Source organism: Enterobacter sp. ZOR0014, from assembly GCF_000798855.1.
In the GTDB taxonomy this organism is placed as follows: Bacteria; Pseudomonadota; Gammaproteobacteria; order Enterobacterales; family Enterobacteriaceae; genus Enterobacter; species Enterobacter kobei.
The window spans coordinates 37,495-52,444 of sequence record NZ_JTLF01000045.1; the positions used below are offsets into that span (position 1 = coordinate 37,495).

At 55.4% G+C, this 14,950-nt stretch carries 13 protein-coding genes; 6 read left to right on the forward strand and 7 right to left on the reverse strand.

The annotated features are described in order from the left end of the window. The first annotated feature begins 86 nt into the window (after window positions 1-86). The 3 genes from yczE (at window position 87) to L977_RS01900 (ending at window position 5,040) form a co-directional block, all read left to right on the forward strand. Complete coding sequence (yczE, locus tag L977_RS01890) at window positions 87-698, forward strand: membrane protein YczE (RefSeq protein ID WP_047624489.1); 612 nt, start codon at window positions 87-89, stop codon at window positions 696-698. Between the two features lie 76 nt (window positions 699-774). Beyond that, entirely contained in the window at window positions 775-1,845 is a 1,071-nt protein-coding gene (locus L977_RS01895) for a LacI family DNA-binding transcriptional regulator (RefSeq protein WP_047624491.1), read from the forward strand. A gap of 102 nt (window positions 1,846-1,947) precedes the next feature. After that, window positions 1,948-5,040 (forward strand): beta-galactosidase, encoded by a 3,093-nt coding sequence (locus L977_RS01900; protein ID WP_047624493.1) that lies wholly within the window; start codon window positions 1,948-1,950, stop codon window positions 5,038-5,040. A gap of 37 nt (window positions 5,041-5,077) precedes the next feature. Here L977_RS01900 and L977_RS01905 read toward each other — a convergent pair whose 3' ends face one another. Beyond that, window positions 5,078-6,643 carry an EAL domain-containing protein gene (locus tag L977_RS01905; RefSeq protein WP_047624495.1) on the reverse strand — a complete coding sequence of 522 codons (1,566 nt, stop codon included), beginning with the start codon at window positions 6,641-6,643 and terminating at the stop codon, window positions 5,078-5,080. 221 nt (window positions 6,644-6,864) lie between these two features. Between L977_RS01905 and L977_RS01910 the strand changes: the two genes are divergently transcribed. Further along, entirely contained in the window at window positions 6,865-7,125 is a 261-nt protein-coding gene (locus L977_RS01910) for a type B 50S ribosomal protein L31 (RefSeq protein WP_010428154.1), read from the forward strand. 2 nt (window positions 7,126-7,127) lie between these two features. Next, window positions 7,128-7,268, forward strand: coding sequence for a type B 50S ribosomal protein L36 (gene ykgO, locus L977_RS23055; RefSeq protein ID WP_003859006.1), 141 nt, complete (start codon window positions 7,128-7,130; stop codon window positions 7,266-7,268). Here ykgO and L977_RS01915 read toward each other — a convergent pair. After that, on the reverse strand, window positions 7,265-7,975 hold the full coding sequence (locus L977_RS01915) for a GNAT family N-acetyltransferase (RefSeq protein WP_032637309.1): 711 nt from the start codon (window positions 7,973-7,975) through the stop codon (window positions 7,265-7,267). The two genes, ykgO and L977_RS01915, sit on opposite strands and share 4 nt — an antisense overlap. 101 nt (window positions 7,976-8,076) lie before the next feature. Between L977_RS01915 and pdxR the strand changes: the two genes are divergently transcribed. Then, window positions 8,077-9,537 carry a MocR-like pyridoxine biosynthesis transcription factor PdxR gene (gene pdxR / locus L977_RS01920; RefSeq protein ID WP_047624497.1) on the forward strand — a complete coding sequence of 487 codons (1,461 nt, stop codon included), beginning with the start codon at window positions 8,077-8,079 and terminating at the stop codon, window positions 9,535-9,537. On the opposite strand, the gene L977_RS01925 is transcribed toward pdxR, so the two are convergent. The 5 genes from L977_RS01925 to acrB form a co-directional block, all read right to left on the reverse strand. Continuing rightward, window positions 9,509-9,976, reverse strand: a complete 468-nt coding sequence (locus tag L977_RS01925; RefSeq protein ID WP_014882800.1) for a YlaC family protein — start codon at window positions 9,974-9,976, stop codon at window positions 9,509-9,511. The two genes, pdxR and L977_RS01925, sit on opposite strands and share 29 nt — an antisense overlap. A 118-nt stretch (window positions 9,977-10,094) precedes the next feature. Next, window positions 10,095-10,646 carry a maltose O-acetyltransferase gene (maa, locus tag L977_RS01930; RefSeq protein ID WP_014882801.1) on the reverse strand — a complete coding sequence of 184 codons (552 nt, stop codon included), beginning with the start codon at window positions 10,644-10,646 and terminating at the stop codon, window positions 10,095-10,097. Window positions 10,647-10,855: 209 nt separating this feature from the next. Next, complete coding sequence (locus L977_RS01935) at window positions 10,856-11,074, reverse strand: HHA domain-containing protein (protein ID WP_014882802.1); 219 nt, start codon at window positions 11,072-11,074, stop codon at window positions 10,856-10,858. 27 nt (window positions 11,075-11,101) lie between these two features. Continuing rightward, window positions 11,102-11,476: an Hha toxicity modulator TomB gene (tomB, locus tag L977_RS01940; RefSeq protein WP_008499288.1), complete on the reverse strand. Its 375-nt coding sequence runs from the start codon at window positions 11,474-11,476 to the stop codon at window positions 11,102-11,104. Between the two features lie 511 nt (window positions 11,477-11,987). Then, window positions 11,988-14,950 (reverse strand): multidrug efflux RND transporter permease subunit AcrB (acrB, locus tag L977_RS01945; protein ID WP_047624501.1); only part of this gene is annotated, 2,963 nt, incomplete at its 5' end.

The following is a 14,950-nucleotide window of genomic DNA, read 5'->3' on the forward strand; positions in this document are numbered from 1 at the left end:
TGCAGTCCACTATTTGAAAACTGGACATTAACCATAGTGCCATTTTAGGTCAGGATGAAAGCCTGGTTATCGGGAGAAGATAAAAAATGGTACGTCGTCTGCTACAACTTTATGTCGGTTTGGGTCTGTATGGCCTCTCTACCACGATGTTTATTCGCTCGGATCTGGGGGTTGATCCGTGGGATGTATTTCACCTTGGCGTCGGGCTACAGCTGGGGATGAGTATCGGGACGGTGATCATTTTGACCGGCGCTGCGGTGCTGCTGCTGTGGATCCCCCTGAGCCAGATGCCCGGACTCGGCACGATCAGTAACGTGATTTGTATCGGTCTGGCGGCAGACGCCAGCATGGCGCTCATCCCCGAGCTGAGTTCGTTACCTGTGCGAATCGCTTTCCTGGTATCGGGCATTGTGATGAACGCGATTGCCACCAGTATGTACATTGGTGCCGGTTTCGGGCCCGGCCCGCGCGATGGTCTGATGACAGGTATTCACGCCCGGCTGGGCTGGTCCATTCGCAGCGTGCGAACCACAATCGAAGTGTCCGTCCTGCTGATTGGGTGCGTGCTTGGCGGTACGTTTGGCGTAGGAACCGTACTGTATGCCCTGACCATTGGTCCGCTTATTCAGCTCTGTATGCCCTGGTTCCGCCAGAAGTCGCGCAATGAGAACGTTCCTCAGCCGGAACGGGTTGTTTAATTTGCGAAGCGCTCACATGTTTTAACGGCATCGCTGTGGCAGAATAGTCGCTTCGACTATCGCGATGCCAGAATGCATGAAAGCAATCACTCTTTATGATGTCGCCTCCCTTGCGGGGGTTTCTTATCAGACCGTTTCCCGCGTGATTAACGACGCGGAGCATGTCTCTGCCCGCACGCGGGAAAAGGTGCAGCAGGCAATGGCGGAACTGCACTATGTGCCTAACCTGCGGGCACAACAGCTGGCGGGTAAACGCACCCGTACGCTGGGTCTTATTACGACCGATCTGGCGCTGCACGCGCCTTCACAAATCGTCTCGGCGGTAAAATCCCGGGCAGCGGAACAGGGGGCGAGTGTCCTCATTTCCATGGTAGAGCAACCGCACCAGTGTCAGGCCGCGCTTCAGGCGTTGCTGGCGCAGCGGGTGGAAGCACTGCTGGTCAATGTGCCGCTTGACGATCCTCACGCCGAACAGCTCAGGGCGCTGGCATCGCCCGTTCCGGTGCTGTTTCTGGATGTATCGCCCTCAGCGCAGGTAAACAGCCTCGTGTTTAACGCAGAGGAGGGGGCGCGTCTGGGCGTTGAGCATCTGCTTTCGCTGGGGCATCAGCATATTGCTTTGTTGAGCGGACCGGAAAGCTCGGTCTCTGCGCGTGCGCGTCTGGCCGGATGGCAAGCGACGCTGGCACAGGCCGGCCTTGACGCGGTTGCCGTGGAATACGGTGACTGGAGCGCGGCCAGCGGTTATGAAAAAGGGCATATGCTGCTGTCGGGTACGGTATTACCGGAGGCGATTCTGGTGGCGAACGATCAAATGGCGCTTGGGGTGATGCGCGCCTGCGCGGAAAAAGGGGTAGCGATCCCTGGCCAGCTATCGGTAGTCGGGTTTGACGATACGGCCGACAGTGCCTGGTTTTCGCCGCCGCTGACGACCGTTCGCCAGGCGTTTCGCCAGGCGGGCGAACGCAGCGTGACGTGGCTGCTGGACCCCCTCCAGGGCGATGCGTGCTGGCAGGTTCAGCTGCCGGTTACGCTGGTGATCCGTCACTCCACCGCGCGCCGCCATCCGCAGCAGGCCGAACAAGAGGATCTGGCGGAGCAGCTCAGACGCCTGGTTCTCCTGGCAGAGCAGCTTGCGCGTAAATAAAACTTTGTGATCTGACTCGCTGCTCCGCGATGGAATGCTTTACCCTCGCTCAGTGCCAGGGCATGTTAACCAAAATTGTGAGCGCTTCGCAAAGAGGTTAGTATGCCCAACACTTTATCACCGACGCTCGGTGCCATTCTGGCCCGACGGGACTGGGAAAACCCCGGCGTTACCCAGTGGAACCGGCTGTCGGCTCATGCGCCGTTACACAGCTGGCGCCATGAATCCTCGGCCCTGAACGACGAGGAGTCAGTCAGCAGACGTTCTCTTAACGGGGCGTGGCGGTTTAATTATTTTCCTGCACCCGAGCAAGTCCCGGAGGCATGGGTAACGGAAGATTGCGCGGACGCCGTTGCGATGCCCGTGCCGTCTAACTGGCAGATGCAGGGATTTGACACGCCCATCTACACCAACGTCACCTATCCCATTCCCGTCACGCCGCCTTTTGTTCCGCAAGAGAACCCAACCGGATGTTACTCGCTCACATTTGAGGTGGATGACGCCTGGCTCCACGGCGGGCAAACCCGCATTATCTTTGACGGCGTGAACTCGGCGTTTCATCTTTGGTGCAACGGACAGTGGATAGGCTATTCCCAGGACAGCCGCTTGCCCGCCGAATTCGATCTCTCGGCGGCGCTGCGCGCCGGGGAGAACCGCCTGGCGGTCATGGTACTGCGCTGGTGCGACGGCAGTTATCTTGAAGACCAGGACATGTGGCGGATGAGCGGCATTTTCCGCGACGTCACTTTGCTGCATAAACCCGAAACGCAGATCGCCGATTACCATGTGTTGACGGACCTGAACGCTGAGCTTGACCGCGCGGTGCTGAAAGTGGCGGTCGCGCTGACAGGCGCTCGCTACGCGGAGTGCGATGTCACGATAACGCTGTGGCGCAACGGTGAACGCTGTGCCAGCGCGACCCAGCGGCCAGGCTCTGCCATTGTGGACGAGCGCGGCGGCTGGGCTGAGCGGTTAACGGTGGCGATCCCCGTCGAGCACCCTGCGCTGTGGAGTGCTGAAACGCCGGAACTGTATCGCCTGACGATTGCGCTTCTCAACCCGCAGGGTGAGGTGGTCGAGGTCGAGGCATGCGACGTTGGCTTCCGCCGCGTTGACGTCAGCAATGGCCTGCTCAAGCTCAACGGTAAACCGCTGCTGATCCGCGGCGTTAACCGACATGAGCACCACCCTGAAAACGGCCAGGTGATGGATGAAGCAACTATGCGTCGCGATATCGAAATCATGAAGCAGCACAACTTCAACGCCGTGCGCTGCTCGCACTATCCTAATCATCCGCTGTGGTACCGGCTTTGCGATCGTTATGGGCTGTACGTCGTTGACGAAGCGAATATCGAAACGCACGGTATGGTGCCGATGAGCCGCCTCGCTGACGATCCGCGCTGGCTACCTGCCATGAGCGAGCGCGTGACCCGCATGGTGCAGCGCGACCGAAATCATCCTTCGATTATTATCTGGTCGCTGGGCAATGAATCCGGCCACGGTGCGAACCACGATGCGCTGTACCGCTGGCTGAAAACCACCGACCCGACGCGCCCGGTGCAGTATGAAGGCGGCGGGGCGAATACGGCAGCGACCGATATTGTCTGCCCGATGTACGCCCGGGTCGATCAGGATCAGCCTTTCCCGGCAGTACCTAAATGGTCAATCAAGAAATGGATCGGCATGCCGGATGAAACGCGTCCGCTGATCCTCTGCGAATACGCCCACGCGATGGGCAACAGCTTTGGTGGGTTTGCGAAATACTGGCAGGCGTTTCGCAATCATCCTCGCCTGCAGGGCGGGTTTGTCTGGGACTGGGTCGATCAGGCCCTGACGAAGCAAGACGAAAAGGGTAACGCGTTCTGGGCGTACGGCGGAGACTTTGGCGATAAGCCGAACGATCGGCAGTTCTGCCTCAATGGTCTGGTATTCCCCGACCGAACCCCGCATCCGGCGCTGTACGAAGCGCAGCGCGCCCAGCAGTTTTTTACCTTTACGCTGGTGAGCACTGCTCCGCTGGTGATTGAGGTGCAAAGCGGCTACCTGTTCCGCCACACCGATAACGAGGTGCTGAGCTGGACGATTGCACGTGATGGAGAGGTGCTGGCCGCGGGCGAGGTCACGCTCGCGATGGCTCCCGAGGGCACCCAGCGTCTGGAGCTCGATCTGCCTGCGCCGAAGGCCGGGCCGGGAGAGGTTTGGCTGAATGTTGAGGTTCGCCAGCCGCGGGCAACGCCGTGGTCACCGGCTGGCCATCGCTGCGCGTGGGAGCAGTGGCCGCTCCCGGTTCCTCTCTTTATTGCGCCGACAGTGTCTGCGGGCGAACCTCCCGTGTTGACGCAACATGACCTCATGCTGGAGATAACGCATCAGCAGCAGCGCTGGCAGTTCGATTGCACTTCCGGAAACCTGACCCAATGGTGGCGAGATGGCGTGGCACTGTTGATTTCACCCGTGACGGATAGCTTCAGCCGCGCGCCGTTGGATAATGACATTGGCGTGAGCGAAGCGACGAAAATCGATCCGAACGCGTGGGTTGAACGCTGGAAAGCAGCGGGTATGTACGATCTCACCTCCCGCGTACTGTCCTGTGATGCAGAGCAGCATGCTCGCGAGGTGGTGGTCAATACCCTGCATGTCTGGGAGTACCAGGGCAAAGCGCTGTTCCTGAGCCGTAAAACCTGGCGGGTGGACGAGCAGGGCGTTCTGCATGGTGATATTCAGGTCGATATGGCGTCTGATATCCCGGAACCCGCGCGGATTGGCCTGAGCGTTCATCTCGCCGAAGCGCCGGAAAACGTTCACTGGCTGGGGCTGGGGCCGCACGAAAATTACCCGGACAGAAAGCTGGCGGCACAGCAGGGGCGCTGGACATTGCCCCTGGAGGCGATGCACACGCCGTATATCTTCCCGACGGAAAATGGTTTGCGCTGCGATACCCGCGAACTTGTGGCAGGAACGCATCTGCTGAATGGTCAGTTCCACTTCTCAATAAGCCGCTACAGCCAGCAGCAGTTGCGCGAGACAACCCATCACCACCTGTTACGTGAAGAGCCGGGGTGTTGGCTCAACCTCGACGCGTTCCACATGGGCGTGGGCGGCGATGACTCCTGGAGCCCCAGCGTCTCGCCGGAATTTCTCCTGCAGACGCGCCAGCTTCGTTATCGCTTCAGCTGGCGTCAGAAGGCGGTCTGACGGGCAGTCCCGCGGCCATATTTTGTGTCCGCGGGGCTTAGTCAGAATACTTCCCGAGGTTATTTTCTGCCCACAGAATAAATTCCGTCTTTGGCAGCGCCTTACTGTAGAACCACCCCTGCCCATACTGCACCCCATGACGGTGCAGCCACGCGAGCTGCCCTTCGGTCTCGACACCCTCCGCCACCATCGCCAGCTTCAGCGATTTCGCCATTTCAATAATGTGCGGCGTGACGTTTTTGTACTCCAGCGCATCCACGAACGATTTATCAATTTTGAGCGTATCCACGTCCAGATCCTGCAAATAGCTCAGGCTGGAGTAGCCCGTGCCAAAGTCATCAATATAGACAGGGTGACCGGAATGACGTAGCGCGGCGATAGCCGGGGCGCTGATTTTAGGGTCGGCAAAACCGCGTTCGGTGAGCTCAAGAGCGATTTGTCGGGGATGAATTTGCCATTTATTCATTAACTGACTCAGCAACGGTGGCAGTTTGCCGGAGGTCAAATCGGCAGGGGCGAGATTAATGGAGATATGCTGATCGGGGTGGTGTTGCAACCAGTGGCCCATATCTTCAAACACTTTTTCAATGACTAACTGCGTGAGCTGCGAGATGAGCCCGGTTTGTTCAGCAAGGGGAACAAAAATATCCGGCGAGAGGCTGCTGCCATCTGGCTGAGGCCAGCGCGCCAGCGCCTCTGCCCCTACCACTTTCCCGCTACAGAGCGCCACGATGGGCTGATAGTGAACCACAAAATCCCGGCTGTTAATGGCGTCAAGCAGGCGATTGCGGGGCGACTGGATGCGACGCAGTATCCGCAAGACAAACAGTGCGGCGAGCAAGCTTATCAACATGCCAAACGGTAACCAGAAAAGGAGTTGCCTGTGCCAGGTATCAGCCAAAGGTTTGAGCGGAGCCCAGGTCACGACGGTAAAGCCCAACTCAGGGACAGGCTTCATCACGTACATGGAACCGTTGTACTGGACGCGGTCTCCCTCTCGTTCCTGAATCATCTCGCGGATATGCGGCGCGAGTGGATTAGTGCTGGCAAAAATGCGGTGTGTTGCGGTTCCGACCAGGGCGGCGTCGATGGCTATTTCCCCGAAAGGGATCACATCCACCAGCGAGTCAGGATCGATCATGACAAGGTAGTGGCCTTTGCCCAGCACAACCATGTAGCGGTGAAATCCAAGATCGTTTTGCGCGGTCAGCCATGCGCTGTAACCATCCCGGGTAATGCGCGTTGGTGGGGGGAAGGGGGAGGCATGGCTGGATTGCTCCAGCGAGGAGCAGCGTGGTTTCAGGTTGTCAGTATAGACCGCTTCCTGGACATATCGCCAGGAAAACGCGGCCCGGCGCATCTCTTTTAAATGCGAAGGGCTGCACGGCACGCCGTCATACGTTTGCAGATGATTAAGCGCATCTTTTGCCTGAGCCAGGACCCTGTCGGTTCGTATCAGCACACGAAAAGCATAGTTATCCAGCGCATCGACAAATTTCTCTTCCGCCTGGCGATGCGCCAGCCAGATGCTCAGGCAAATGGGAACCAGCACAGAAAAGATAAGTATGCCAGTCACCAGACTGACCAGATGTCGGGTATTCATGCTGTCGTTTCCTTTCTCATATGTCGAAATCCGGACGCTGAGTTCCCTGCCTGAAGAGAAAGATTTTACCGCGAAATGATACAGTTATAGCACGTGGGCGGCCTGGTTTTTATTTTATCTCAGGTAAACCTGTAAAATATCAGTGGCAAAAGGGGGGTTGTTTTTTCAACAAGGGCTGGATATTATTTTGTTATGTTATAACAAAACATGAGAGATTGATGATGAAACCCGATATCCATCCAGCGTATCGCACTGTGGTATTCCACGACACCAGTGCCAATGAATACTTTAAAGTCGGCTCAACCATTAAAACTGACCGCGAAATTGAACTCGACGGTGAAACGTATCCATACATCACCATCGAGGTTTCTTCGAAATCGCACCCGTTTTATACCGGTAAGCAAAAAACGTTCTCCACGGATGGCAGCGCGGCGCGCTTCCGTAAGCGTTTTGGCGGTTTTCTTAATGCGAAGCGGGGGTAATGATGCAGGTGCTTAACTCATTGCGCAGTGCGAAACAGCGTCACCCGGATTGCCAGATAGTCAAACGCAAGGGACGCTTATACGTGATTTGCAAATCCAATCCGCGCTTTAAGGCGGTTCAGGGGCGTAAGAAAAGACGCTAGGCGCGTATTTCTCGCCAGCTTTCCAGGGATCTTTTCTGTTTGCCATCGGCGGTAAAATTGTCGGTGGCAAGCCAGCCTTCAAAGGCGCTCGCCAGCGCCGGCCACTCTTTGTCGAGAATCGAAAACCAGTCGGTATCCCGGTTACGGCCTTTTATGACCAGCGCCTGGCGAAACCGCCCTTCAAACTGAAAACCCAGGCGCAGTGCGGCTTTGCGTGAAGGCGCGTTAAGGCTGTTGCACTTCCATTCGTATCGCCGATAGCCCAGGGTATCAAACACGTACCGCATCAGCAGGTATTGCGCTTCTGTCGACATTGGCGTGCGGCTCAACAGGGGTGAGAAATGAACGTGACCTACCTCCACGACGCCGTTTTTCGGATCGATCCGCATCAGGGCCAGCGTTCCGACCGGAGACTGGGTCTGATTATCAATGACGGCAAAGTGCATCGGGTCAGATAAATCACTCACGCTCGCCACCCATTCGGCATACTCGGCGGCCGTGGCATCAGGTTCGCGCAGCAGCCACGTCCAGCTACGGGTGTCTTCGGCCAGGGAATAGGCGGAGAAGAGCGCCTCGGCATGCACCACGCGCAGCGGTTCAAGCCGACAAAAACGCCCCTGCAGCACCACCCGGGACGGATGTGGTCGAGGCTGCCAGTCGATAAGGGCGTCGCCCACGGGTTGTCCAAACTCATTGAATGTCTTCATCTTCATTTCCGTGACGTTGAAAAGAGCTTCAGACTAGTGAATTGCTGGTTCCTTAAAAAGCACCACTCGGCTATGTTTTGTTGGTACCACAAGGAGATGAGATGAATATACCGGGTGATGAATTTTATACTTTGCTCCATGCTGCACTGAAAAAGCGTGGGGACGAGACACTCCAGCGAGCGCTCTATCTGGCTTTGCGAGAGGCCATCCTCAGCGGGAAACTTCAGTCTGGTAGCCAGCTATCCGGCTCGCGCACGCTGGCGCAGCAGCTTGCGGTTTCCCGGAACACCGTTAACGCGGCGCTGGATCAGCTCACGCTTGAAGGCTATTTGCTGCGTAACCGGCAGGGGACAAAGGTTGCTCAATTTGCGCATCGCGCACGCGTCCGGACATTGCCGGCGCCTGAGGTTGTGCTGGCAAAACGGGTCACTCATCTGCCTGCGCCGGTGCAGCGTGATACTCCGGTCATGGCATTTACGCCGGGAACGCCCGCCATCAACTATTTCCCTTTGCCGCTGTGGCGGCGATTGTACGATCGCGTCCTGCGCGAGGAGGGGAGTGCTCTGCTAGGGTATGGCGATCCGGCCGGAGAGCCGTCGCTTCGTGCGGCGATTGCTCGCCACCTCGCGCTCTCCCGGGGCATTGACTGCGACGCCAGCCAGATAGTGATAACCGAAGGGGCGCTTGAAGGGGTTAATCTGTGCACGATGCTATTGAGCGAACCTGGCGATGTTGCCTGGGTGGAAAACCCCGGCTATGCCGGGGCCAAAAGTGCCTTTGTCAAAACCGGCCTGACAATGACGGGAATGCCGGTGGATGATGAGGGAATGTGCTGGGAAGGGCTGCGTGCGCCTTCCCCCACGCTGATTTTCACTTCGCCCTCGCATCAGTTCCCTTGCGGAAGCGTGCTCAGCGCGCGGCGGCGGCTGGCGTTGCTGGAGCTGGCCCGACAGCACAACGCATGGATCATTGAAGATGATTACGACAGCGAGTTCCGTTATGCCGGTGAGCCCGTACCGGCCATGCTGGGAATGGTGAATAACGCCCCTGTTGTGTATCTCGGAACCTTCAGCAAAACGTTGTTTCCGTCACTCAGAATGGGGTTTATGGTGCTGCCGCCCGCACTGGCGAAGGCGTCGCGCGCTGCCATTGGCTCGCTGCTGCGCGGCGGGCATCGTGCGGAGCAGCGCACCCTCGCGCTGTTCATTGAAGAAGGTCACTATGCCCGTCATCTTGCTGCCATGCGGCGGCTTTATCATAAACGTTACCGCCAGCTGCGCGAGGCGCTGAGCACAGCGCTTCACACCCCTCACCGTATTCTTGCCGGAGAGGGCGGGATGCACCTGACGGTGACGATTAACGGTATTGATGACCAGAGGCTGGTGGAGAAGGCGAGGGCATTTCAGCTGGCACCCGCTGCGCTGAGCGGGTACTACCTGGAGGCGAAGCAGGGGCAAACCGGTCTGGTTTTAGGTTATGGCAATACCTCTGCTTCGCAGTTTGTGCCGGGTATCCGACGCCTGCAGGCGTTAATTACGCAGCAGCAGGGCGGGAAAGAGTAAAGACATCATAGAAAGAGAGCTGACCTTTGGTGGAAACCATTTTTTGCAGCTTCTCTTTTTGCACGGTTTCAACGGCCGGAGAGTGCATGATGCTCTCGATAAGCTCCGCAGGCACGAAACGCGTGTTGTACCATTCACCGTTGTAGCAGACCCGGAAATCGAGCACGTCGATATCTTCATAACGGTAGCGGGGATTCACGTCGAAAAAGAAAAAAGCGTTAAAGACGACAAATAACACAACCAGTAGCCAGACGGAGTCCACCAGCGTCTCGGACTTCAGCATCACAATAAGCGTTGCCAGCCAGGCGGCATACATTGCGACAAACAGTCCGGGATGTTTGCGGATAAAGCTGATGCTAAAGCGCGGGCGATTATCGCGCTTTTCGCGGAGGTTAAGATCGTCGATGGTGGCGGTAAGCAGGCGCTGTATCTCGGTCATTTTTTGCCTTTATGCGTGTAGACAATACAGGGTGTCTGCCAATTTTAGGAGAGCCATCCCGCTGAAAAAAGTAACAGTCAGGCGCTAAAAGACCATAACAGTTGACTCCCCCGGGATCTTACAGCGTTTTGATGATCTTCGCCGGGTTACCCCCAACGACGACATTAGACGGGACGTCTTTCGTCACGACGGCACCGGAAGCGACGACCACGTTGTCACCCAGGGTAACGCCTGGGTTAATGACCGCCCGTCCGCCAATCCAGACATTATTGCCAATAGTGACGGGCTTACCAAACTCGACGCCGCTATTACGTTCCTCCGCATCCAGGGGATGGGTTGCTGTATAAATATGAACACCCGGCGCGAGCATACAGTTATCGCCAATATGAACAGGACACACATCCAGCATCACGCAATCGAAGTTCGCGTAAAAGTTTTTGCCCAGATAAATGTTATATCCATAGTCACAGCGGAAACTCGGCTCAATATAAGCCCCTTCACTTTGCCCCAGCAGTTCCGCCAGAATGGTCTGGCGTTCTGTTTTTTCATCAGGCGCAGTGTGGTTATAGCGATGGATGAGATGGCGTGCCCGCAGTCTGTCGGCGCGTAGTGTCTCATCACCCGGGCGGTAATGTTCACCTGAAATCATCTTCTGTTTTTCAATGCTCATCGTAAACCTCTCTGGATGTGATTCCTGAAGGGTAATCGCAACTGGCCAGGAGGGGAACGTTCCCGAAAAGCCGATGTGAGCAGAGTCACAACATTGTTGCTGATGAGCGCGTTTAACACGGAGACCTGGCTTTCGCACAGGGAGCATAACGGGACAGGTAAATACAGCTTAGAACGTGGCGTAGAAACTCTACAGACACACTTCAAAGATCAACGAACAAATTTCCACACGGATGTGGGGATTTTGTCATATAACTTATTCATCGTTAGCTCAGCGAGGCGATGGTCAGCAGCTGAATAAAATACCGCCAGTTCATTATCAGAAAGCTCGTATTTATTCTTTTCAATGACACGTTCGAGGGTGTCAATTGACTGACAACGACGTAAGCGCATCAAATAATCGACCTTTGTGAGTGGTTTTTCAGACATAAATTCACCTTAGTAATTGTAATAATTTTAACAGGAAAGGCTAACGGGGTTAGCTCTGCTCACGTTGACGAAACAGCGGAATAGTCGGTTTCCCGATTTGCGCCATTTTTGCAAATCCTGAGCGTTAATGCCGTAACTACTGAACAACATAAAGGTGTCGTCCAGGTATTCATCGATTTGCTCAATGAGCTTATTATCTTCATTGTACTTAATTTTATAATTAAGTGCGAAGGTAGCGATATGCTCGATAAGCTCGTTCAACTGTAAATTGATGGCAGACGTTGGATCGTTTACCCAGCCATGGTTACTTTCATCAAGATTGGCAAGGCAGTCATGGTACAAGGATTCGCAGAGAAATTTCAACTGCGCGATATCATGCCGTTTTGGCGAGTACTCGTCCATAGCGCATCCCCTTCTGAGTGATTTATTACTCACCGAACATCATTGTCGGGATGGATACAACTGACTTAGCTACATGAGTGCTGTGTTCCTGATAACCTAACTATAAGCCACTCCTGTCTGGATTTCACCGCGCTATTACGAAAAATTACAAATAAAACCGCAGGCTGCGAGACTCTACGCAAATGTTCATCCGGAACGGAACATTTTTATCCAGATTAACGCTTGTTTTGTTAGCTTCCTTACGTTTCATTAGCTTAGGTTTGCGCCTGAAGAAAAAGTTCAAATCCGGAGTTCTGTTTTTCCGAACTTTTAATTAGGAATATTCCTAACCCTCTGACCGAAGAAATGAATTTAAAAAAATCCTGTATTCTCGGATTACGTTATCCGTTATTTATGATATGTCCTGTTACGCTGGCAGAAAATAAATAAAACCACAATAAGCGTATTTTATGATTTTTTCTTAAAATGAAAAAGGCCGCTAATGCGGCCTTTTTATGATGTGAAACCGGTATCAGTGCGGTTCTACCGAATGACTGTGCTCAACATCTTCATTTTTGCGGCTGAAGCGGCGGCGAACCACCACGAAGAACACCGGAACGAAGAAGATAGCCAGCACGGTCGCGGTGATCATACCGCCCATCACGCCAGTACCGACCGCGTTCTGCGCACCGGAGCCCGCGCCAGAGCTGATAACCAGCGGCAGTACGCCGAGGATAAACGCCAGTGACGTCATCAGAATAGGACGCAGACGCATACGTACCGCTTCAAGCGTCGCCTCGATAAGCCCTTTACCTTCTTTCTCCATCAGGTCTTTGGCGAATTCAACGATAAGTATCGCGTTCTTCGCCGACAAGCCAATGGTTGTCAGCAGGCCTACCTGGAAGTACACGTCGTTGGTCAATCCACGGAACGTCGCCGCCAGCAGTGCACCGATAACCCCGAGTGGAACCACCAGCATAACGGAGAACGGAATCGACCAGCTCTCATACAGTGCCGCCAGACACAGGAATACCACAATCAAAGAAATGGCATACAGGGCAGGGGCCTGGTTACCGGACAGACGTTCCTGATAGGACATACCGGTCCAGTCATAGCCGATGCCCGAAGGCAATTTGCTCGCCAGCTCTTCCATCAGGTTCATGGCTTCACCGGTGCTTCGGCCTGGTGCGGCCTGACCCAGGATCTCCATTGATGGCAGACCGTTGTAACGTTCCAGACGTGGTGAACCATATTCCCAGCGTGACGTTGAGAACGCCGCGAACGGAACCATCTGACCATTGCTGCCGCGAACGTACCAGTTATTAATATCGTTCGGCAACATACGGTACTGCGCCTCTGACATCACGTACACTTTCTTCACACGACCACGGTCGATGAAGTCGTTCACGTAACTACCGCCCCAGGCCGCGCCCAGTGTGGTATTGATGTCGCTGATGGACACGCCCAGCGCCTGTGCTTTCTCCTGGTCGATATCGATCTTGTACTGCGGCGTATCTTCCAGACCGTTTGGACGCACGCCAACCAGTAGGTCAGGGTGTTTCGCCACCTCGCCGAACAGTTGGTTACGTGCCTGCGTCAGTTTTTCGTGACCCAGACCGCCCTGGTCGATCAGCTGGAAGTCGAAACCGGTCGCGGTACCCAGTTCAACAATCGCTGGCAGGTTAAAGGCGAAGACCATCGCATCCTTAATCTGCGAGAAGGTCCCCATTGCACGGCCAGTGATGGCCTCAACTTTGTTCTCTTCGCCCGGACGATCCGCCCAGTCTTTCAGAGAGACGAAGGCGATACCGGTGTTCTGACCACGACCCGCAAAGCCAAAGCCGTTAACCGCAAACACGGACTCAACGTTCGCTTTCTCTTTGGTGAGGTAGTAGTCCGTCACTTCATCCAGCACTTTCTGGGTACGCTCCTGCGATGCACCCGCCGGAAGCTGCGCCATCGTCAGGAACACGCCCTGGTCTTCATCAGGCAGGAACGAGCTTGGCAGACGAACGAACAGATAGGCCATGCCGACGACAATGATGATATAGAGCAGCAGATAACGACCGGTGCTACGCAGGATGTTGCCCACGCTGTCGGTGTAGTGGTGCGTGCTCTTGTCAAACATGCGGTTAAACCAGCCGAAGAACCCTTTATGCTCGCCATGACCGCCTTTCTGAATGGGCTTCAGCATGGTGGCACACAGCGCAGGCGTCAGGATCAATGCGACCAGCACCGACAGCGCCATCGCGGAAACGATGGTAATCGAGAACTGGCGGTAAATCGCACCGGTAGAGCCGCCGAAGAAGGCCATCGGGATAAATACCGCCGACAGTACCATCGCGATACCGACCAGCGCGCCCTGGATCTGGCCCATGGATTTACGGGTTGCTTCCTTCGGCGGTAAACCCTCTTCCGCCATGACACGCTCGACGTTCTCTACCACCACGATGGCGTCATCCACCAACAGGCCGATGGCAAGCACCATCCCGAACATCGTCAGGGTATTTATCGAGAATCCAAAGGCCGCAAGGATGGCAAAGGTCCCCAGCAGAACGACCGGCACGGCGATGGTTGGGATCAGCGTCGCGCGGAAGTTTTGCAGGAACAGATACATCACCAGGAAGACCAGGATAATCGCTTCTACCAGCGTTTTAACCACTTCATGAATCGAAATTTTTACGAACGGCGTCGTGTCGTACGGGTAGACGATTTTCAGACCTGACGGGAAGAACGGTTCCATCTTCTTCAGCTCTGCGCGGATCGCCGTGGCGGTGTCCAGGGCGTTAGCGCCGGTCGCCAGTTTAATACCCAGACCGGAAGCCGGTTTACCGTTAAACTTCGCAATGATGTCGTAGTTTTCGCCACCCAGCTCCACTTTCGCTACGTCGCGCAGGCGAACCTGCGAACCGTCCTGATTCACTTTCAGCAGGATTTTGCTGAACTCATCGGCGGAGGTCAGACGGGTTTGCGCGATAATGGACGCGTTAAGCTGCTGGCCTTTCACAGGTGGTGTACCGCCTAACTGACCGGCTGCCACCTGGGCGTTCTGCGCTTTAATCGCGTTAATCACGTCAACCGGCGTCAGCTGGAAGTTGTTCAGTTTGTTCGGATCCATCCAGATACGCATCGCGTACTGAGAACCGAACAGCTGAACGTCACCCACACCGGAAGTACGGCTGATGGCATCCTTCATGTTGGCGCCCACGTAGTCGGAAATATCCTCCTGCGTCATGGTGCCGTTGGTGTTGATAACGCCAACAACCATCAGGAAGCTACTGGACGATTTCTCGACGCTCACGCCCTGCTGTTGTACTTCCTGCGGCAGCAGCGGCATTGCCAGCTGCAGTTTGTTCTGCACCTGAACCTGTGCGATGTCAGCATCGGTACCTGACTCGAAGGTCAGGGTGATCTGTACTGTACCGGTTGAGTCACTGTTTGAGGACATGTACATCAGGTTATCGATACCGTTCATGTTCTGTTCGATAACCTGGG